Genomic DNA, 19,750 nt, shown 5'->3' on the forward strand with positions numbered 1-19,750 from the left:
AATGTCTGACTTCAGCATTGGCTGAAGTCAGGGTGGCGTTTTTGGCGAAACCGCCACCCATCGCTGCGCTCGTCTTGCTGCCGCAATGCCTGACTTCAGCATTGGCTGAAGTCAGGGTGGCGTTTTTGGCGAAACCGCCACCCATCGCTGCGCTCGTCTTGCTGCCGCAATGTCTGACTTCAGCATTGGCTGAAGTCAGGGTGGCGTTTTTGGCGAAACCGCCACCCATCGCTGCGCTCGTCTTGCTGCCGCAATGCCTGACTTCAGCATTGGCTGAAGTCAGGGTGGCGTTTTTCCATGAAGGCTGTCAGGGCTTCCTTGGCCGCGGGCTCACGCAGCATGCGGGCGAAGACCGCGCCCTCTTCCACAATACGCTCGCCCACTGCCTTGGCCTGACCGCCCTTCATCAGGCGCTTGGTCTCGATCAGCGAGGACAGGGGTTTGCGCGCCAGCTTTCTGGCCTGGGCCTGAGCCACGGCATTGCATTCGCTGGGAGGCACCACGCGGTTGATCAGACCGACCTCCAGTGCGGCTTCCGCCATGAATGGCTCGCCCAGCAGCAAGGCCTCGGCGGCACGGTGGTAGCCCAGCATCTGGGGCAGAAGCAGGCTGGAAGCGGCTTCAGGGCATACGCCCAGGTTGATGAAGGGCAGCGAGAACGCGGCGTTGTCGCCGGCATAGACCAGATCGCAGTGCAGCAGCAGCGTCGTGCCGATGCCCACGGCCGGGCCGCAGACCGCAGCAATCAGCGGCTTGGGAAAGGCCGAGACCTCCTGCAGAAAATGCCACACGGGGGCATCAGCCCCCATGGCGTCGGGGGTGGCCGCCTGCTTCAGAAAGTCCGCAATATCGTTGCCTGCGCTGAAGATGGCGATATCGCCCTGAAACACCACCACGCGCACGCCTGCGTCGAGCTTGGCGGCCGCCAGTGCATCCGCCATCTGTCTGTACATGGCCTCGGTGAAGGAGTTCTTCTTCGCCGCTCGGTTGAAGGTGATGGTGCACACGCCCTCTTCGGTGTGTACCAGGATGTCCTGGCTATCCTCGGTATTGCTCATGGTCTTGCCTTGTGAGTGATGTGAACAGCTTGCCGGTTTCGGCGCGCTATTCCTTGTAGTAAACAATCTGGTGGCTGGTTGCCAGCATCTGGCCGGACTGGCTCCACAGCTGGGCCGTCTGGTCGAAAAAGCCGTTGCGAAACTCCTGCCCGCGCGCCTGCGCCAGCAGTAGTCCGTCGCCCGCTTCGGCCAGTTCCTCGCGTCCGGCATGGAAGTAGACCGTGATGGACACCGTGCCCGCCGGCACGCGCCTGGAACGGCGCAGCCACGCCCGCGGAAAGAACACGTCGGAGACCGCAGCCAGCGACGCGAAATCCAGCGGACGCGGCGGATTGTCTCTCACCCAGAGCCGCGTCAGACTGTCGCGCTCGGCACCGTCCTCCTCGCGCGGCAGGATGCCGTCCACAAATCGCATCTCGTAGCGGGTCAGCCACTCGGAGGCCTTGAACAGCGGCGGCACGCGCTCCACCTCGGCAGCAGCCCGGACCTCGGGCATGGGCATATCGCTGACGCTCCAGGTCTGGCGGCGCACCGCCGTCACGGCCGTGGCCGTGGTCACGATCTGCGGCTGGCCTTCGGCATCGGGCTGGGTGATGGTCAGCAGCCAGTGCTGGGTGGAGCGGTTGGTACGCACCGGCCTGGCGTCGATCTCGAAAGCGCCCGGCCCCACGGCTGCCGCATAGTTGACGGTGATGGACAGCGGATCGCCCAGGCACTGCGGGTGCTGCTGAATGGCCTGCACCAGGCTGGCCGCCGTGATACCGCCATAAGGGCCGACCATATTCCAGTAATCGGGCGAAGCCGTTCCCTGGTACTGATTGGGCACTCCCGTAGCGCTCAGCGCCACGGCACGATCAAAGGGGTGTAGGTCTGTGCTCATGATTGGCAGTGTTGTCCAAGGGCGGGAATGAAAGCCGTCAAACAGGTGACTCATGCGGCCCGAACAAGGGTTTGCCTGGGCCGCGATCACCGTTGCGCCAGCTCTGCAGCAAGGGCAGCAGGGGCTGCCACAGCAGCTCGCGCATCTCTTCCTTGAAATACCCCAGATGGCCTATGCGTCCGGCAGGAGCCAGTCCCGGGTCCACACGCTCCAGCGTGCTGGGCGCGCTTTTGTACCAATCCACCAGCGCTTGCACGCTGGCCAGCGACATCATTTCGTCGTCCTCGAAATACAGCGCATGCAAGGGGTAGTGGGCTGCTGCATAGGCCTCGGCCGCCCAGCGCCCCTCCACCCCCATGGCGTACAGAGGATTCAGGCACCAGCGACGCCATTGCCAGATCACGCCTGCCGGCAGATCGCCCACAATGCCCAGCTTGCGTCCGGGAAACGCGCCGTACAAAGCCGTGACCAGCGGGGCGACACCCCACCAGAACAGCCTGATCATGCGCCGGGTGGGCGCCGCGTTGTCGCGCCAGTAGCCGCTGCCGCTGCCCACGGACAGCAAGCCGTTGATGGGCAGGGGGATGGAAGCCAGCCCCGGCAGTTGCGAGCCCACGCTATGGCCGATCCAGATCAGCGGCTGCTCGGGAAACTGCTGCTTGAGCTGCGCTGCCACCAGCTCGCAGTCCCTGGCCCAGTCCAGCAAGTCGGCCCTGGCGTCGCGCAGCGGCACCTGCAGCGACAGGCCATGGCCACGGTAGTCGAAGGTGGTGACGCCATAGCCCTGCTCCGCGAGCCAGCGGGCAAAGGCCTGGTAATAGCTTTGCTGCACGCCCATGGCGCCAGCCACCACCACCTGCGCCAGCGGCGCTACCGCCCTGGGCTGACACTGGCGCAGCGCCAGATGGGCCGAACCCACGGAGATGGGCAAGGCCATCTCCGTCCATTGCACGGCAGCTTGCAGCGGAACCGGCACAGAGGCTTGCGACTGGGCGGTATGCATGGCGGCTGTGGCGTTCAGACGCGCTCGAAGATGCCTGCCGCGCCCTGACCCATGCCCACGCACATGGTCACCATGCCGTACTTGAGCTGCTTGCGTTGCAGCGCATGCACCACGGTGGCGGCACGGATGGCACCGGTTGCCCCCAGGGGATGGCCCAGTGCAATCGCACCGCCCATGGGGTTGACCTTGCTCTGGTCCAGACCGAGGGTGTTGATGACGGCCAGGGACTGGGCCGCAAAAGCCTCGTTGAGCTCGAACCAGTCGATATCGTCCTGCTTGAGACCTGCGTAGCGCAGCGCGGCGGGAATGGCCTCGATGGGGCCAATGCCCATGATGGCGGGCGGCACGCCCTTGCTGGCATAGCTGACAAAGCGCGCCAGCGGCGTCAGGCCAAAGCGCTTGACGGCATCGCCGCTGGCAATGATCAACGCGCCCGCACCGTCGCTGGTCTGCGAGCTATTGCCCGCAGTGACCGTGCCGCGCGCTGCAAACACGGTGCGCAGCTTGGCCAGGCCTTCCAGGCTGGTATCGGGGCGCGGGCCTTCGTCCAGACTCACGGTGCGCGTGCTGGCCACGGTTTCGCCCGTGGCGATGTTCAGCGTACGGTCCGTGACTTCGATCGGCGTGATCTCGGCTGCGAACTCGCCGGCCTGCTGCGCGGCGATCGCGCGGCGGTGCGATTCGAGTGCAAACGCATCCTGCGCCTCTCGTGAGACCTTCCACTGCTGGGCCACCTTCTCTGCCGTCAGGCCCATGCCGTAGGCAATGCCCACATCGCCATCGCGCTCGAAGATGCTGGGCGAAAGACTGGGCGCATTGCCCATCATGGGCACCATACTCATGCTCTCCACGCCCGCAGCAACCATCACATCGGCTTCACCGACGCGGATGCGGTCCGCTGCCATGGCCACGGCCGACAGACCGGAGGCGCAGAAACGGTTGACGGTGATGCCGCCGATGCTGGTGGGCAGTCCCGCCAGGACAGCACCGATACGCGCCACGTTCAGGCCCTGCTGGGCTTCGGGAATCGCACAACCGCAGACGATGTCCTCGATCGCCTTGGGGTCCAGGCCAGGTACCTGGGCCAGCGCCGCCTTGAGCGTGGTGGCCAGCAGATCGTCGGGACGGTAGTTGCGGAAAAAACCCTTGTGCGAGCGACCGATGGGCGTGCGCGTGGCAGCAACGATATAGGCGTCTTGTACTTGTTTCATGACCAAATTCCTTGGTTGTCTCTTAGCTCTTCAACCTGTGTGCAAGGCTTCAATTACTTCGCGGCGCATACCCGCAGCCAGCGAGCAAGGGCCGCCCCGCAGCGTTGCTGGCGTTCCCCTTCCCGCAAAGCGAGAGAAAGGGGAAGGCGCGCAGCGACTCAGGGGGATGCTCATATCGAATCAGTTGCGTACCGGCTTGCCGGTATTGAGCATGCCCAGAATGCGTTCATGGGTCTTGGGGTGAGCAATCAGATGACAGAAAGCCTTGCGCTCCAGGCTCATCAGATAGGCCTCATCCACCAGCGTGCCGGCATCGACATCGCCGCCGCAGACCACATTGGCGATCAGGCCCGCAATATGCTGGTCGAACTCGCTGATGAAGCCGCCGTCGCGCATATTCACCAGCGAACCCTTGATCGTGGCCTGGCCGCTGCGGCCCGCCACGGGGAAGCTGCGCTTGTGCGGCGCACGCCAGCCGCCGGCCGCCATGGCCTTGGCCTCGTTGATGGCAACGAACAGCACCTCGTCCTTATGGGCCACGACGATGTCGCTGTCCAGCAGATAGCCGAGCTTGCGTGACTCCAGCGCGCTGGTGCCCACCTTGGCCATGGCCGCGGCCGTGAAGCCTTCGGTCAGGAAGGGCAGCAAATCCTTGCCGGTGCTGGTGGCGGCATTTTCGGCAGCACGGCGCGCGATATAGGTCAGGCCGCCGGCGCCGGGCACCAGACCCACACCGACTTCCACCAGACCGATATAGCTTTCCATATGGGCGACGCGACGCGCCGAGTACACCGCCATCTCGCAGCCACCGCCCAGCGCCAGTCCGTGAATGGCAGACACCACGGGCACCTGTGCGTAGCGCAGGCGCAGCATCAGATTCTGCAGCTCCTGCTCGATGCTCTCGATGGCGTCCGCTCCACCGATCACAAAGGCAGGCATGGTGGCCTCCAGGTCGGCGCCCACGCTGAAGGGCGCATCGCCGGACCAGATGACCATGCCGTCGAAGTCGCTTTCGGCCGTATCCACCGCCTCCATCAGACCTTCCATGACTTCGGGGCTGATGGCGTGCATCTTGTTCTTGATGCTGGCGATCAAGACCTTGCCGTCCAGCGTCCAGGTGCGCAGCGCCCTGGTTTCGGCAATCGTCGTGCCAGCCGTCTGCCAGTCGGGCAGATCGGTTTCACCCAGCAGCTTCTCGGGGAACAACTGACGCTCGTACACCGGCAGCACACGGCGCGGCACGAACCTGTTCTGCGCAGGACTCCACGAGCCATTGCCGGTGTGCACTCCGCCGGCCTCGGCCACCGGACCTTCGAAGACCCATTGGGGCAGCGGCGCCTTGCACAGCGCCTTGCCGGCGTCGATGTCCTCCTGGACCATCTTGGCCACCTCCAGCCAGCCGGCTTCCTGCCACAGCTCGAACGGGCCCTGCTTCATGCCGAAGCCCCAGCGCATGGCCTGGTCCACATCGCGTGCGCAGTCGGCAATGGATTGCAGATGCACGGCGGCATAGTGGAAGCTGTTGCGCAAAATGGCCCAGAGGAACTGGCCCTCCTTGCCCTCGGCATTGCGCAGCAGCTTCAGGCGCTCTGCAGCGGGCTTTTTGAGCATGCGGCCGTAAACCTCATCGGCCTTGCCACCTGCGGGAATGTAGTCCTCGCTGTCGAGCTCGAACTGGAAGATGTCGCGGCCGACCTTTTTGTAGAAGCCCTTCTTGGTCTTCTGGCCCAGGTTGCCCAGCTCGATCAGCTTGGCCAGCACGGGCGGCGTGCCGAAGCTCCCATAGAAGGGATCGGTCTCCAGGCTCAGATTGTCCTGCAGGGTCTTGACGACATGGGCCATGGTGTCCAGGCCCACCACGTCTGCAGTGCGGAAGGTGCCCGAGGAAGCGCGACCCAGCTTCTTGCCCGTGAGGTCGTCCACCACGTCGAAGGACAGGCCGAAGTTCTCGACCTCCTTCATCGTGGACAGCATGCCGGCGATACCGATGCGGTTGGCGATGAAGTTGGGCGTGTCGTGCGCACGGACCACGCCCTTGCCCAGCGTGCTGGTGACAAAGGCTTCGAGCTGGTCCAGCACCTCGGCCTGCGTGGTGGGCGTGTTGATCAGCTCCACCAGCTGCATATAGCGCGGCGGGTTGAAGAAGTGGATGCCGCAAAAGCGCGGCTTGATGGCGTCGGGCAAGGCCTCGGACAGCTTGGTGATCGACAGGCCCGAGGTATTGGACGCCAGCAGCGCATGCTTGGCGACGAAGGGCGCGATCTTGTGATACAGGTCCAGCTTCCAGTCCATGCGCTCGGCAATGGCCTCGATCACCAGATCGCAGCCCTTGAGCAGCTTCATATGCTCTTCGTAGTTGGCCGGCTGGATCAGCTCCACATCCTCGGCCACGCCGATCGGCGAAGGCTTGAGCTTCTTCAGATTGGCAATGGCACGCTCTGCAATGCCGCTCTTGGAGCCTTCCTTGGCGGGCAGGTCGAACAAAATGACCGGCACCTTGACGTTGACCAGATGGGCGGCGATCTGCGCACCCATCACGCCCGCGCCCAGCACAGCGACTTTTTTCACATTGAATCGGGACATGATTGCATTCATTTCAGTTATTCATAATGCGCACAGCGCATGAAACTGGCGCGCCCCAGGTCAGGGCAGCCGAGCAAGGGCCTGAGCCGGCCGCACCGCCCCGCAGCGAGGGCTGCCCCCCCTCCACCAGCGCGTAGCGCGAAAGAGCGGGGCAAGCGTCCAGGTGCAGCGACTCAGGGGGCTTCATTTCAATTACTGAACGCGGATCCAGGTCTGGGTACGCCAGAAAGGACCAATGGAGCCACGCACTTCCAGCTTCTGGCCTTCGTCGATGGGCGTCAGGCGCACGGCATAGGTCTTGCCGTTTTCGGGATCGAGAATCCTGCCGCCTTCCCAGACCTCCCTGCCTTCGACCTTTTTGACGCCGCTGATCAGCGTCATGCCCACCACGGGCTTGTCCTTGAGCTCGTCCTTGCACTCGGTGCACAGTGCATTCGGGTCCGCGCCCTTGCGCAGCAGGGCCTCGACCTTGCCCGTGACCACGCCGCCGGCCTCGGAGATCTTCACCTGCGCCTTGGGCGTGTTTTCCTTTTCATCCATGCTGCGCCAGGTACCTACGGGCGACATCTGCGCCCAGGCGGCCGACAGGCTGCCCGCTACCAATACAAGAGCTGCTACCGCTTTTATCTTCTTCATTTCCGAGTCCTTCATATTCAAAACAAGGGATGAATAAGCGCATGCAGCTACTCTTTAAATAGCAAAAACAGCACGCGCCTGCGGAACATCAGGCAAGGGCCGCGTCGGTGTCCATCAGCGAGTGGCTGCCGGCGCGAGCAGTGCGCATCAGCGTCGCCGTCTCGGGGAACAGCTTGGCGAAGTAAAAGCGCGCGGTCTGCAGCTTGCCCTGGTAGAAGGGATCAGCATTGCCGGCCGCGATCTCGCGCAGCGCCACCTGGGCCATGCGGGCAAACAGGTAGCCGAAGACCAGATGGCCGGCCACACGCAGATAGTCCACGGCGGCGGCGCCGACTTCGTCGGGGTTCTGCATGCCCTTGAAACCGATCTCGGTGGTGAACTTGGTCATCTGCTCGCCCAGCACGGCGATGGGCGTGATGAACTCGCTCATCTTCTCGTTGACGCCTTCTTCCTCCACCAGCTGGGCGATCAGCTTGCCGAACTTCTTGAGCGTCGCCCCCTGGTTGCCCAGGATCTTGCGGCCCAGCAGATCCAGCGCCTGGATGCCGTTCGTGCCTTCATAGATCATGTTGATGCGCGCATCGCGCACAAACTGCTCCATGCCCCATTCCTTGATGAAGCCGTGGCCGCCGAAGACCTGCTGGCTCAGCGTCGTCGCCGTCCAGCCGTTGTCGGTGATGAAGGCCTTGACGATGGGCGTCAGCAATGCCACCAGCTCGCCGCTGTCCTTGCGCACCTTCTCGTCGGGGTGGTGCAGCTCCTTGTCCAGCAGCAGACCGCAGAAGGTGGACAACGCGCGACCGCCTTCTGCATAGGCCTTGGCCGTGAGCAGCATGCGGCGCACATCGGGGTGGACGATGATGGGATCGGCCGGCTTGTCCTTGGCCTTCACGCCCGACAGGCTGCGCATCTGCAGGCGGTCCTTGGCATAGGCCAGCGCATTCTGGTAGGCCACTTCGGTCAGCCCCAGCGACTGGTTGCCCACGCCCAGGCGGGCCGCGTTCATCATCACGAACATGGCCTGCAGACCCTTGTTGGGCTCGCCCACCAGGGTACCGATGGCACCGTCGATATTGATCTGGGCCGTGGCATTGCCGTGAATGCCCATCTTGTGCTCCAGCGCACCGCAGAAGATGGGATTGCGCTCGCCCAGCGAGCCATCGGCATTCACCTTGAACTTGGGCACCACGAACAGGCTGATGCCCTTGGAGCCGGGGGGCGCATCGGGCAGACGCGCCAGCACCAGGTGCACGATGTTGCTGGTGAAGTCATGCTCGCCGGCCGAGATGAAGATCTTGTTGCCGGTGATCTTGTAGCTGCCGTCTGCCTGAGGTTCGGCCTTGGTGCGCAACATGCCCAGGTCGGTGCCGCAATGGGGCTCGGTCAGGCACATGGTGCCGGTCCACTCGCCGCTGGTCAGCTTGCCCAGGTAGATCTTCTTCTGCTCCGGAGTGCCGTAGGCATGCAGGGCCTCATAGGCGCCATGCGACAGGCCCGGATACATGGTCCAGGCCTGGTTGGCGCTGTTGAGCATTTCATAGAGCGCCGAATTGAGCACGAAGGGCAGGCCCTGGCCGCCATACTCCGGATCGCAGGACAGAGCAGGCCAGCCGCCTTCGATGAACTGCGCATACGCCTGCTTGAAGCCCTTGGGCGTGGTGACCTCGTGGGTCTCCTTGTTCAGCGTGCAGCCCTCTTCATCGCCGGAGATATTCAAGGGGAACGCGACATTGGCCGCAAATTTGCCCGCCTCCTCGACCACCGCGTTGATGGTGTCGGCATCGACCTCCGCGTACTTGGGAATCTGCTGGTAGGTCTCGGTGACCTTGAAGACCTCGTGCATGAGGAATTGCATGTCACGCAGTGGCGGGTTGTAGCTGGGCATGGGTCGTCTCCTGTGAGGGTTGCGCGTTGAACGGTTTGCTTTTGGGTTGTGAACTGACGCGGGTTGCGGACGGCCTCAGGCGGCCGGCGGCTCGCTGGCATAGCGCGCCAGAATATTGTTGAAGCCTGCATGGGCCCGCTCGATCGAGCCTTCGCTGTGCAGAAAGCGGGCCTCGTAGTGCAGGGCCAGAATCAGGCCGTGAATCTCGAACAGCAACTGGCTGGCGTCCGCATCGGCACGCAGATCGCCGCATTCCTGACTTTGCACGATGGTGCGGCGCATGGCGGCCAACCAGGTGCTGACGGACTCGGCCAGCGCATCGCGCACCGGCCCCGTACGATCGTCGAACTCCACCGCCCCGCTGATATAGATGCAGCCGGAATCGATCTCCATGGAAGTGCGCTTCATCCAGTTGCCAAACAGCTCGCGCAGACGCGGAATGCCGCGTGGCGCCTCGATGGCCGGGTAGAAGACTTCCTGCTCGAAACGGTCGTGGTACTCGTGCACCACGGAAATCTGCAATTCCTCGCGCGAGCCGAAATGGGCAAACACGCCGGATTTGCTCATGCCCGTGAGCTCGGCAATCGCGCCAATGGACAGGCCTTCCAGCCCGATATGGGTTGCCAGATTGAGTGCCGCCTCCACAATCGTGGCCTTGGTCTGCTGCCCCTTGGCGAGCGAGCGGCCCGCAGACCGGACGGCGGCGGCCTCGACAGCCTTACTGGGGCTAACCGCAGCTTGCGCCGGGGCGTGCAGCTTGCGAGACTTTGCGCTGGTCTTCGCGGGCCCGGCCTCTCCGTGCTGCCCCGAACGGCCGGCCCTATGCGCCGCGTCCCTGGCTGCGGGAGAAGTGGAAGAACGGGAAACGGGAGACGAGGCCATGAAACTCTCAATAAAACGAACGTTCGTTCTATTTTGCACAGTTTCCAGCCCGTTTTGACTTCGTCAAGGGTAAATACTTAGGCTTTTCTTGCTCGGTTTTTCACCGGCTCTGTCTGCTCGATAGCCATAAAAAACGCCGCCAGTCCGGGGACTGCGGCGTTCTTGAAGAAGTGTCCGGGAAGGGACTCAGACCACCACCATCATGGCCAGGCTGGCATCCAAATGCTCGGTAGGCAGACGGCGAAAGCCCGAGCGGGCATAGCGCTGCAGACGGCCCAGCGCAAATGAAGTCAGCACACTGGCCGCGACCGATGCCTCGGCCGTCGGCGCAGCAGAACCCATGGCGCCGGCCGCGGGACGCAGGCATTGACGCAAGGTGGACTCGATGCGGTCGAAGAACTGGTTCATGCGGGTCTGCAGACGTTCGTGCTCGAAAACAATGGCGTCGCCGACCATCACGCGCACCATGCCGGGATTCTTTTCACCGAACTGCAGCAGCAATGCCACCACGCGGTTGGCATTGCGCACGCCTGTGATCGGGTCATGCGCAGCCTCGGGCACATCGCGGCCCACGATCTGCTGCACCAGCGTGAAGACGGACTGTTCGATGAACTCGATCAGGCCTTCGAACATCTGGGCCTTGCTGGCGAAGTGACGGTACAGCGCTGCCTCGCTCACGCTCAAATGGGCTGCCAGGGCCGCCGTGGTAATGCGATCGGCACCCGGCTTTTCCAGCATGGAGGCCAGTGCCTGCAGGATTTGCTCGCGGCGTTCGCCGGGCTTGGGACGCTTGCGCGCGGGAGCCATGGCGGGAGCGGCAGGACTGTCCTCCGCGGGATTTTCAATATTGGAAACAGGCGACAGGACTTCAGACTCAGACATAGGCGACTCAGTATTTATTAGCAATTTTCTCACAGCCAGTTGCACTGTTAAGCACACGACTATCCTTACCGGCAGGCGTCAGGTGCGTCAAACCAACCTTAATAAACAGCAGGCTTGCGGTCTCCACCCCAACTTTCACCCCCGCTCTCACCAACACGCAAGCGTAACCGAGAAATTAACCTTTGAGAGCTTCAGATACCGCATGAATGCCTTCTGAAACTGATTGAACCGGAATTTCAAGTCTTACTAATAAGCCTTTACCGAAACTTCCATCTGCAAAACTCAGTACACCTTGATGCAATTGCGTTATTTCGTCCGCAATTGCGAGGCCCAAACCGGTTCCCTCTTCGACCACGCCCTGAGCGCGATAAAAGCGCTGGGTAATCTGGCTACGCTCTTCCTCGGGCACGCCGGGTCCGTCATCGTCTACCTCGACAAAAGCCCATTGCTGCACGCCCGCCATCTGCAGCAGGGTGGCGTCGTCCGTGCCCACGGGCCGCGAGCGCAGACCGCAGCGCAAGGTGACGCTGCCGCCTCGGGGCGTGTATTTGATGGCGTTCTCCACCAGGTTGGAAACCAGTTCGCGCAACAACCAGCTATGGCCCCAGACCGATGCCGGCTCGACCTCCAGACCGAAGTCCAGCTCCTTGATCGACGCGCGATCGATAAAGGTCTCGAGCATGCTCTCGCACAGTTCCTTGAGATCCACCTCCTGCAGCGGCTGCACCTCGGCATTGCGCGCATCGGCACGCGACAGGGCCAGCAACTGACGCGCCAGCTGCGAGGTGCGCCGCGTTGCATCACGCAATTGCTCGATCTGCTCCACCGTGAGCACGACCTGTGCCGGCTCCCCGGTCCGCTTGGCCAGGCGTCTGGCCTCCTGCCCGCTCAGGGCCCAGGCTTCCACCTGGGTCTGCAGGGCCGCCAGCGGCGTGCGCAGCTGATGAGCCGCATCGGCGACGAAACGGCGCTGGCCCTCGGCCTGCGCATTGACCAGCGAGAACAGACGATTGAGCGAGCGCACCAGGGGCCGCACCTCGGCCGGCGAAGTCTGCTCGTCAATCGGGCTCAGATCGCGCGGCGAGCGGCGCTCCACCGCCTGGGTCAGCTTGTGCAGCGGCTTGAAGGCCCGGCTCACCGACCAGTAAATGGCCACGGCCGCGCCGGCGATCAGCAGCAGATTGGGCAGCAGCACATGCATCAGCAGCTGGCGCACCCATTGCTGGCGCACATCGCTGCTGTCAGCCAGCATGACGACCATTTCGCCGGCGCCATAGGTTTCGGCCTTGAGCACGGCAACGCGATAGGTCACCCCGTCATGCTCCTGGCTATGGAATTCCGCCGTGCCGGTCGCCGGCACATCGAAGCTGATCCAGGCATCCCCGGCCACCACATTGCCTTGCAGATCGCCCACGGCATAGCCGGCTTCGTCGCCCTGATTGCGCAAAAAATCTTCGACACTGGGCGTCAGCGACACCAGCGGCGGCGTGCCGTCCGCAATCGAAGGCGCGAGCACCGAGTCGGCCAGGGCCGGCAGCAGGCGCAGCAAACGCTGGTCATGCTGGGTGGACGCCTCGTCCGCGGCGCTGTAGCTGAACCAGCCGCCCATGGCCGCCAGCAGCATCAGCGGCACCAAAAGCAGAACCAGCAGCCGAAAACGCAGATTGGCGGTCATTAATGCTTATTTAATGAAACTTTGAGTATTCCATTTTCATAGCTGCAAGCGCTTCATTAATAACCAGTTCAGCTATATAAATAACCAAATCCCATATCAATCGGGCGCAAGCAGCTATCAAATAGAGAATCAAACAGATTCGGGCATCAGCTCCAGCCGATAACCGAAGCCGCGAATGGAACGCAGGGCCACGCCATGCGGCTCCAGTTTGCTGCGCAGGCGGGACACATAAACTTCCACGGCATTAGGGGTGATTTCACGGTCCCAGCCGGTCAGGGCCTGCAGCAGCTTTTCCTTGCTGGCGGGCTTGGGAGCATTGAGCAGCAGATACTCCAGCACCGTCCATTCACGCGGCCCCAGATCGATGGGCAGCAGGCGACCTTCGGTTTCGCCTTCCTGAGGCAGCTGGCGTGCGCCGGCGCGACGGCCCGCCGTATCCAGTTCGATGCAGCCGAAGTTCAGCACCGCCGAAGTCGCCGCCTGGGAGCGGCGCATCAGCGCACGCAGGCGCGCCAGCAACTCGGGCAGCTCGAAAGGCTTGACCATATAGTCGTCGGCGCCCCAGTCCAGGCCCTGCACCCGATCCTGCAACGCATCGCGCGCCGTGAGGATCAGCACCGGCATGGCCTTGCTCTCCACATCGCTGCTGCGCAGGCGCCGCGTCAGCTCCAGGCCATTGATGCCCGGCAGGCCGATATCGATCACCGCCACGTCAAACGCTTCCTGGGCCAGCACCTCCAGTGCGCGCTCGGCACTGCCCACCCAATCCACTGCATAACCGGCATCGGAAAGACCCAGCTTGATACCGCTGGCCACCATCACATCATCTTCCACCAGAAGCAAACGCATAAAGTCCTACCTCGCTCAAAAACAAAAGCCGCCCAAAGGCGGCTTGCGGCAGAGTCTCGAGCACGGCTCCGCCCGGGAAAGCCCTGCAGCGATGTTAACGCCTTCTGCGAAAAGTCAGCCGGCAAGCACAAGCACATGTCAGGGCCAGACAGGCTCGTCAATGGCTGCGAATCATCGTGCCATACGCCTGGTCGGTCAGGATTTCCAGCAGCATGGAGTGCGGCACGCGTCCATCGATGATGTGCACCGCATTCACGCCGGCCTTGGCAGCGTCCAGGGCGCCGGCAATCTTGGGCAGCATTCCGCCGGAAATCGTGCCGTCGGCAAACAGACCATCGATCTCGCGCGCTGTCAGATCCGTCAGCAGATTGCCCGCCTTGTCCAGCACACCCGGAGTGTTGGTTAAAAGCACCAGCTTTTCAGCTTGCAACACTGTTGCGAGTTTGCTTGCAACCACGTCAGCGTTGATGTTGTAACTTTCGTTCTCTTCACCAAAACCGATAGGGCTGATCACCGGAATGAAAGCATCGTCCTGCAGCGCCTTCACCACGCTGGGGTCAATCGCAACGATATCGCCCACCTGACCCACATCGTGCTCGATGCTTGGATCCTTGTTGTCCAGCATCTTGAGCTTCTTGGCACGAATCAAGCCGCCATCACGCCCCGTCAGGCCCACGGCCTTGCCACCCGCCTGATGGATCAGACCCACGATGTCCTGCTGAACCTCGCCGGCCAGCACCCACTCCACCACTTCCATGGTTTCTTCATCCGTGACACGCATGCCCTGAATGAATTCACCCTTCTTGCCAAGACGGCCCAGCGCCGCCTCGATCTGAGGTCCACCACCATGAACCACCACAGGGTTAATCCCCACCAGCTTGAGCAACACCACATCTTCCGCAAAGTCGGCCTGCAAGGCAGGATCGGTCATCGCGTTCCCGCCATACTTGATGACCATGGTCTTGCCATGGAACTTGCGGATGTAGGGCAGCGCTTGCGCCAGGATTTCAGCTTTGTCGCGGGGTGCGATCTGGGTGGTGGTGTCAATGGTGGTCATAGATCAAGGCTCTGTCCCGTGGGACAATGTTCAAGTCAGATGGGCTGCATTGTGCCGCAAATGCTCTTGGAGACGAGCAAGATGCCAACTTCCCCGAGTCAGCTACCCTCTCGATATAAAACTTAAAACGATTCCACATCCACTCACTCCATGAATTCGATTATTTTCTCTGTTCAAGAGTTATTCAGGTATGACGCGTTTCTTGCAGGTTTGGCTTCGTTTATTACTTGCGTGTTGCTGGTTACCACCCAAAAATGGCATGGGAGCTTTTCCATGGACTCTAGTAGTGGGGTACAGAAGGTTCACACCACCCCGACTCCACGAATTGGAGGCATCGGTATTGCCATAGGCGTCTTTGCAGGTTTCGCAGCCTCGAGCCATGATGCAGCTGCCGCAGAGAAGAGAATGATTCTCAGTGCCATCCTCATGGCAGGGATACCCGCTTTCATTTTTGGCCTTTTGGAAGATTTGACAAAAAAAGTATCGGTAAAAATCCGTCTCCTAGCCACCATGGCCTCTGGCGTTCTAGGCTGGGGCATCACAGGAACATCGCTCACCCACGTCGATATTCCTGGCCTTGATTTCTTACTGGGCTTTACCATCATCTCCGTGATATTTACAGCCATCGCTGTTGGTGGGGTTGCCAACTCCATCAACATCATCGATGGCCTGAACGGTCTTACAGCGGGCACCGCAATGATTATTCTTGCCGCCTTCGGTATCATCGCAAGGCTGGTGGGGGATATCCCTCTTGCCTTTACCTGCTTGATCATTGCGGGCGCTGTTGCTGGTTTCTTTTTTGTCAACTGGCCAAAGGGAAAGATATTTTTGGGGGATGGCGGGGCCTATTTTCTGGGATTCACATTGGCATGGATTGCCGTTCTACTTCCTGAACGCAATCATTCTGTTTCCCCATGGACCAGCCTGCTGATTTGCTCTTACCCTATTATTGAAGTAGGCTTTAGCATTTTGCGGCGATCTCTACGAGAAGGCTATAGTCCAACTGAGCCGGACTTCTTTCACCTGCACTCTCTGGCCAACAAACGCTGGGCACGAAAAATATTCTCCAATTTTTCAAAGCCTATGCAAAATGGGTTAACCGCGCCTTTTCTCTGGATCTATGCAGCAATCCCCTGCACATTGGCAGTCCTGACCTATCAAAGCAAACTATTGACTGCCGCGTCTTTCATATTCAGCTCTTTATGCTATTTGATGTTCTATCGAAAGCTGGCATTCTTTAGATGGCTACCCAGGAAGTGACACATGCTTCTTCAAGGCCTCCAGGTAAATCTGACCTTCCTGAGTCATTTCCTCGGGAGCCCAGGAAGCGAAATACTTCGGAGCGTCAGGATCGAAGGGGCCCCCCTTCATTTCGAGCAATATAGAGCCGCTTTCAAGTGAAATGACTGTGTGCCATTGCCCCGGCTGAACCTCGACCCCCACGGCCACGTCCAGCTCCTCTGCGTGATTTCCTGCGCCGAATAGGTGAACAGCCTGCACTTCCCCTTTGCTTCCAAACACCATGAAAGCCAGCAAACCCTTGATGGCAATCAGAGTCTCTGCCCCCTGGTAGGGGCCGTGGCAGTGAGGCCTTAGATAGCTATCGGGCTCAATCGCATTGAAGAATCGCTGGCATGCCTCCTGATAGTCAGCGTGCAGGTTCTTGTGCTTTCGCCTTCTGGGATTGGATTTAGCCTCATCTATCAATGAGCCCATCAAATCCCCAGAGAAAACTCGTACCGACATTATTATCTTTCTAGTTCCTGAACGATTTGTCTCACAGCTTGCGAAGGCGAAAACATTTTTTCATATACAGCTCTACATCTTTTCTGAAAATCGGCATCCGTCTCGACAGAATTGATCAAAGCATTAGCCTTTCGCTCTAAGTCCAGGATGTCAGCGCTCTCGCAAGCCACACCAACACCTTCGCTCCTTATGATCTCCGCAAGATCATTGCCAGGGTTTATGTTTGCCAGAACGGGAATGCCGCTTTGCATATATGAAAGAAATTTCCCGGGAATGTTGTGGGATTTATGCCTCTGGTCCAAAGAAACAATACCTGCGAAGCATTGCTCATAAAGTGCAGGAATCTCATCAGGATGGATCTCATCCTTGAATTCCATGTTATCCAAAGACCTTCTCCGAGATTCCTCAGCCAGCCTTTTGGCCTCACTACCACGACCAACAAACAAAAATCCAATATCGCGACGATCTTTAAGTTTTTCTGCCAGATCTATCAGGATATCCATTCCCTGAGCGACGCCCATATTCCCTGCATACACAAATATCTTTCGACCGGCCAGAGTCGTCCTATTGATCGATATCGAGCAACTACCCGGCTTCGTATCCGCAAGCCAGTTCTGAAGCACCACCAGCTTTTTTCCCTGGCCCTTCTTCCAATCCTCAAAATATGCGATGTTCCCAGGAGTTTGAACGCCGATGATATCGGCCACAGAATATTGATAGCGGGCCACTGCGCTGAAGAAACGGTAAATAGGTCCCCTTCCCATCAATCCCATATCAACAGCCCATTCAGGGAAGATATCTCTTATTATCAAATAACCTTTGCAATCACTGGCTTTCTTCAAGTCATTGACAAAAGGCGCATGAAATATGGAAGGGGCATACCAAGCAATGCCATCCCATTTTTCGTGACGCAAAGGGGACTTTTTATAGCCCCTCTTCATGAAAAATGGCATCAGGAATTCTGACAAGGTTCTTCTTGCGTAATTGACGTCCTTGGTTTTGGGGGACTTCAGCCTCAAGACCTGAAAGCCTTCCATCTCCTCAAGAAGAAAGTCCTCCTTGATCTCCCATGATGGAAGAATTACCGTCAATTGATGGCCTTGCGCAGCAAACTCGCGCGACAAATCCCTGAGCTGAACAGCCCCTGAACTCCGCAATGGAGGAAAAGTGTCAGCGATCAGGGCTATTTTCATCAATCAAAACCAGTTTTAGTACTTTTTCCAGATTACCCGATTCACATAATCAGTATAGCTGTGAATGATACGGAGCACTTTGTCGCTTACATTTGGCATGCTGTAGTCTGCTACTTGGCGCAACAGTCGTGCGTCGCCGCGCGGCTGATCCTGCAAGATCGCCAGTCCTTGCAACACTCGGTCCTCTTCTAAGCCAACCAGCATCACCGCAGCTTCTTCCATGCCTTCATGACGTTCCTGTGCTTCGCGCAGGTTCAATGCAGGAAAGTTCAGAATGGATGACTCTTCAGTAATCGTGCCGCTGTCCGACAGGACAGCCTTCGCCGATAGCTGAAGCTTGATGTAGTCACTAAAGCCAAGCGGCTTGAGCAATTGCACCTTGGGATGAAACGTCGCGCTTATTGCATCTACTCGTTTCTGTGTACGCGGGTGCGTAGAAACAATTACAGGTAATTCGTACTTCTCCGCAACCGAATTCAACAAGTTCACCAGTTTACGGAAGTTAACATCAGAGTCGACATTTTCTTCGCGATGCGCACTAACCACAAAGAATTGACCGGCCGTCAGCCCCAAGCGCCCAAGCACATCAGATGCTTCGATTCGAGGCTGATAGTGAGTTAGAACCTCAGCCATCGGACTACCCGTCTTGATCACAAGATCCGGCGGCAAACCTTCACTCAAAAGACACTCCCGTGCAATAGAGCTATAAGTCAGATTTACATCAGCCGTGTGATCAACGATACGACGGTTGATCTCCTCCGGCACTCGCTGATCAAAACAGCGGTTACCGGCCTCCATATGGAATACCGGAATCTTGCGCCGCTTGGCAGGCAGCACTGCCATGCAACTGTTGGTATCCCCCAGCACCAACAGTGCATCAGGTTTCTCTGTTGCCAACACACCATCGACCGCGATGATCACCTTCCCGATGGTCTCGGCAGCACCACCGCCAGCTGCATTCAGAAAATGATCAGGCTTACGTATCCCAAGGTCGTCGAAGAAGATCTGATTCAGCTCATAGTCATAGTTTTGACCAGTATGCACCACAACGTGGTCGCAGTATTCATCGATTCGCGCCATCACACGCGAGAGGCGGATGATCTCTGGGCGTGTACCCACTACCGTCATCACTTTTAGTTTTTTCATGTTATCAATCCTCCGCAACGGCCTGCTCACCACGCGCAATGCGCTGCATGAAATCAAGCTTCAGCAGCAACGCCTTCATTCCCTCTACATCCAGTCTGTTTGTGTTGTGGGAGTTGTAGTCTTCTCCGTGTGCACTTTGTGTGCGACGTTGCTCACCTTCTTCAAAATATTTACCATAATTCAGATCACGGCCATCTGGTGGAACGCGGAAATAGTCCCCCATATCCTGGGCACAGGCCATTTCTTCACGACTCAAGAGCGCCTCATATAACTTCTCTCCATGACGCGTTCCAATCACATGCACAGGATAATCTGGCTTTTGCATGAGATCCAGAATTGCAGTGGTCAGCACGTCAATCGTCGCAGCCGGTGCTTTTTGTACAAAGATATCGCCGTTGTTGCCGTGCTCAAAGGCATAAAGAACCAAATCCACAGCATCCGCCAGTGTCATCATGAAACGGGTCATGGATGGATCCGTCACTGTAATTGGTTTTCCTGCCAGCACCTGATCCACAAATAGAGGAATCACCGAGCCTCGTGAGGCCATCACATTGCCATAACGAGTGCCGCAAATAACAGTATTGGTATTCTCCAGGTTACGGCTAGCCGCGACCATGACCTTTTCCATCATGGCCTTGCTGATTCCCATGGCGTTGATGGGATACACAGCCTTGTCAGTGCTGAGGCAGACCACACGCTTGACGCCAGCCTGGATGGCGGCTTCCAGCACGTTTTCCGTGCCTAGTACGTTCGTTCGTACTGCCTGCATCGGATGAAATTCGCATGAAGGCACCTGCTTGAGCGCCGCAGCATGAAAAACATAGTCTACGCCGCGCATGGCTTGCTCCACGCTGCGTGCATCACGTACATCGCCAATATAGAACTTCAGCTTTGGACTGTTGTATCGCTTGCGCATGTCGTCCTGCTTCTTCTCATCGCGACTGAAGACACGGATTTCCCGAAGATCAGAATTTAAGAATCGACGCAACACTGCATTACCAAATGAACCGGTCCCACCGGTAATCAACAAGACTTTATCTTTGAACATAGATTAATCTTCTGAA

Annotated in this window: 18 protein-coding genes; 1 reads left to right on the forward strand and 17 read right to left on the reverse strand. The window is 59.2% G+C overall.

What is annotated here, in order from left to right; genetic code table 11:
• The 13 genes from FSY59_RS27540 to argB form a co-directional block, all read right to left on the reverse strand.
• On the reverse strand, positions 1 to 229 hold a 229-nt coding region (locus FSY59_RS27540; RefSeq protein ID WP_222864295.1), incomplete at its 3' end, for a hypothetical protein.
• A gap of 34 nt (positions 230 to 263) precedes the next feature.
• Entirely contained in the window at positions 264 to 1,058 is a 795-nt protein-coding gene (locus FSY59_RS13525) for an enoyl-CoA hydratase (RefSeq protein WP_148729115.1), read from the reverse strand.
• A gap of 46 nt (positions 1,059 to 1,104) precedes the next feature.
• Positions 1,105 to 1,938 (reverse strand): acyl-CoA thioesterase II, encoded by an 834-nt coding sequence (locus FSY59_RS13530; protein ID WP_003051071.1) that lies wholly within the window; start codon positions 1,936 to 1,938, stop codon positions 1,105 to 1,107.
• A gap of 37 nt (positions 1,939 to 1,975) precedes the next feature.
• On the reverse strand, positions 1,976 to 2,941 hold the full coding sequence (locus FSY59_RS13535; RefSeq protein WP_148729116.1) for an alpha/beta fold hydrolase: 966 nt from the start codon (positions 2,939 to 2,941) through the stop codon (positions 1,976 to 1,978).
• 14 nt (positions 2,942 to 2,955) lie between these two features.
• On the reverse strand, positions 2,956 to 4,152 hold the full coding sequence (locus tag FSY59_RS13540; protein WP_003051067.1) for an acetyl-CoA C-acyltransferase: 1,197 nt from the start codon (positions 4,150 to 4,152) through the stop codon (positions 2,956 to 2,958).
• Positions 4,153 to 4,332: 180 nt separating this feature from the next.
• Positions 4,333 to 6,735: a 3-hydroxyacyl-CoA dehydrogenase/enoyl-CoA hydratase family protein gene (locus FSY59_RS13545; protein WP_148729117.1), complete on the reverse strand. Its 2,403-nt coding sequence runs from the start codon at positions 6,733 to 6,735 to the stop codon at positions 4,333 to 4,335.
• A gap of 192 nt (positions 6,736 to 6,927) precedes the next feature.
• The gene (locus tag FSY59_RS13550) at positions 6,928 to 7,371 is read right to left on the reverse strand and encodes a DUF2147 domain-containing protein (RefSeq protein WP_003051064.1); all 444 of its coding nucleotides are present in this window, start codon (positions 7,369 to 7,371) and stop codon (positions 6,928 to 6,930) included.
• A gap of 88 nt (positions 7,372 to 7,459) precedes the next feature.
• Positions 7,460 to 9,256, reverse strand: a complete 1,797-nt coding sequence (locus tag FSY59_RS13555) for an acyl-CoA dehydrogenase C-terminal domain-containing protein (RefSeq protein WP_003051062.1) — start codon at positions 9,254 to 9,256, stop codon at positions 7,460 to 7,462.
• Between the two features lie 75 nt (positions 9,257 to 9,331).
• Positions 9,332 to 10,138, reverse strand: a complete 807-nt coding sequence (locus tag FSY59_RS13560) for a TetR/AcrR family transcriptional regulator (protein WP_043375246.1) — start codon at positions 10,136 to 10,138, stop codon at positions 9,332 to 9,334.
• Positions 10,139 to 10,324: 186 nt separating this feature from the next.
• The gene (gene slmA / locus FSY59_RS13565; RefSeq protein WP_019044025.1) at positions 10,325 to 11,020 is read right to left on the reverse strand and encodes a nucleoid occlusion factor SlmA; all 696 of its coding nucleotides are present in this window, start codon (positions 11,018 to 11,020) and stop codon (positions 10,325 to 10,327) included.
• Between the two features lie 175 nt (positions 11,021 to 11,195).
• Entirely contained in the window at positions 11,196 to 12,695 is a 1,500-nt protein-coding gene (locus tag FSY59_RS13570; protein ID WP_043375252.1) for a sensor histidine kinase, read from the reverse strand.
• 129 nt (positions 12,696 to 12,824) lie between these two features.
• A complete protein-coding gene (locus tag FSY59_RS13575) occupies positions 12,825 to 13,544 on the reverse strand; it encodes a response regulator transcription factor (RefSeq protein WP_003051054.1) in 720 nt (239 codons plus the stop codon).
• A 157-nt stretch (positions 13,545 to 13,701) separates the two neighbouring features.
• Positions 13,702 to 14,601 (reverse strand): acetylglutamate kinase, encoded by a 900-nt coding sequence (argB, locus tag FSY59_RS13580; RefSeq protein WP_043006795.1) that lies wholly within the window; start codon positions 14,599 to 14,601, stop codon positions 13,702 to 13,704.
• Positions 14,602 to 14,751: 150 nt separating this feature from the next.
• Between argB and FSY59_RS13585 the strand changes: the two genes are divergently transcribed.
• A complete protein-coding gene (locus tag FSY59_RS13585; RefSeq protein WP_148729118.1) occupies positions 14,752 to 15,861 on the forward strand; it encodes a glycosyltransferase in 1,110 nt (369 codons plus the stop codon).
• Here FSY59_RS13585 and FSY59_RS13590 read toward each other — a convergent pair.
• From FSY59_RS13590 to FSY59_RS13605, 4 genes are read right to left on the reverse strand one after another with little or no spacing between them, the layout of a single operon-like run.
• Positions 15,847 to 16,347: a WbuC family cupin fold metalloprotein gene (locus tag FSY59_RS13590; protein WP_148729119.1), complete on the reverse strand. Its 501-nt coding sequence runs from the start codon at positions 16,345 to 16,347 to the stop codon at positions 15,847 to 15,849. The two genes, FSY59_RS13585 and FSY59_RS13590, sit on opposite strands and share 15 nt — an antisense overlap.
• Positions 16,348 to 16,349: 2 nt before the next feature.
• Positions 16,350 to 17,540 carry a glycosyltransferase family 4 protein gene (locus FSY59_RS13595; RefSeq protein ID WP_148729120.1) on the reverse strand — a complete coding sequence of 397 codons (1,191 nt, stop codon included), beginning with the start codon at positions 17,538 to 17,540 and terminating at the stop codon, positions 16,350 to 16,352.
• A gap of 15 nt (positions 17,541 to 17,555) precedes the next feature.
• The gene (wecB, locus tag FSY59_RS13600) at positions 17,556 to 18,686 is read right to left on the reverse strand and encodes a non-hydrolyzing UDP-N-acetylglucosamine 2-epimerase (protein WP_148729121.1); all 1,131 of its coding nucleotides are present in this window, start codon (positions 18,684 to 18,686) and stop codon (positions 17,556 to 17,558) included.
• A 4-nt stretch (positions 18,687 to 18,690) separates the two neighbouring features.
• Entirely contained in the window at positions 18,691 to 19,734 is a 1,044-nt protein-coding gene (locus FSY59_RS13605; RefSeq protein WP_148729122.1) for a polysaccharide biosynthesis protein, read from the reverse strand.
• Positions 19,735 to 19,750 lie beyond the last annotated feature (16 nt).

Origin of the sequence: Comamonas sp. Z3, from assembly GCF_008121565.1 — a bacterium.
Classification (GTDB): Bacteria; Pseudomonadota; Gammaproteobacteria; order Burkholderiales; family Burkholderiaceae_C; genus Comamonas; species Comamonas brasiliensis.

Coding starts and splice junctions, on each gene's coding strand:
- FSY59_RS13535 (WP_148729116.1), bottom strand. CDS start 2,941: ATGCATACCGCCCAGTCGCAAGCCTCTGTGCCGGTTCCGCTGCAAGCT.
- FSY59_RS13595 (WP_148729120.1), bottom strand. CDS start 17,540: ATGAAAATAGCCCTGATCGCTGACACTTTTCCTCCATTGCGGAGTTCA.
- FSY59_RS13540 (WP_003051067.1), bottom strand. CDS start 4,152: ATGAAACAAGTACAAGACGCCTATATCGTTGCTGCCACGCGCACGCCC.
- FSY59_RS13590 (WP_148729119.1), bottom strand. CDS start 16,347: ATGTCGGTACGAGTTTTCTCTGGGGATTTGATGGGCTCATTGATAGAT.
- FSY59_RS13550 (WP_003051064.1), bottom strand. CDS start 7,371: ATGAAGAAGATAAAAGCGGTAGCAGCTCTTGTATTGGTAGCGGGCAGC.
- slmA (WP_019044025.1), bottom strand. CDS start 11,020: ATGTCTGAGTCTGAAGTCCTGTCGCCTGTTTCCAATATTGAAAATCCC.
- FSY59_RS13555 (WP_003051062.1), bottom strand. CDS start 9,256: ATGCCCAGCTACAACCCGCCACTGCGTGACATGCAATTCCTCATGCAC.
- argB (WP_043006795.1), bottom strand. CDS start 14,601: ATGACCACCATTGACACCACCACCCAGATCGCACCCCGCGACAAAGCT.
- FSY59_RS13545 (WP_148729117.1), bottom strand. CDS start 6,735: ATGTCCCGATTCAATGTGAAAAAAGTCGCTGTGCTGGGCGCGGGCGTG.
- wecB (WP_148729121.1), bottom strand. CDS start 18,686: ATGAAAAAACTAAAAGTGATGACGGTAGTGGGTACACGCCCAGAGATC.
- FSY59_RS13585 (WP_148729118.1), top strand. CDS start 14,752: ATGAATTCGATTATTTTCTCTGTTCAAGAGTTATTCAGGTATGACGCG.
- FSY59_RS13570 (WP_043375252.1), bottom strand. CDS start 12,695: ATGACCGCCAATCTGCGTTTTCGGCTGCTGGTTCTGCTTTTGGTGCCG.
- FSY59_RS13560 (WP_043375246.1), bottom strand. CDS start 10,138: ATGGCCTCGTCTCCCGTTTCCCGTTCTTCCACTTCTCCCGCAGCCAGG.
- FSY59_RS13575 (WP_003051054.1), bottom strand. CDS start 13,544: ATGCGTTTGCTTCTGGTGGAAGATGATGTGATGGTGGCCAGCGGTATC.
- FSY59_RS13605 (WP_148729122.1), bottom strand. CDS start 19,734: ATGTTCAAAGATAAAGTCTTGTTGATTACCGGTGGGACCGGTTCATTT.
- FSY59_RS13525 (WP_148729115.1), bottom strand. CDS start 1,058: ATGAGCAATACCGAGGATAGCCAGGACATCCTGGTACACACCGAAGAG.
- FSY59_RS13530 (WP_003051071.1), bottom strand. CDS start 1,938: ATGAGCACAGACCTACACCCCTTTGATCGTGCCGTGGCGCTGAGCGCT.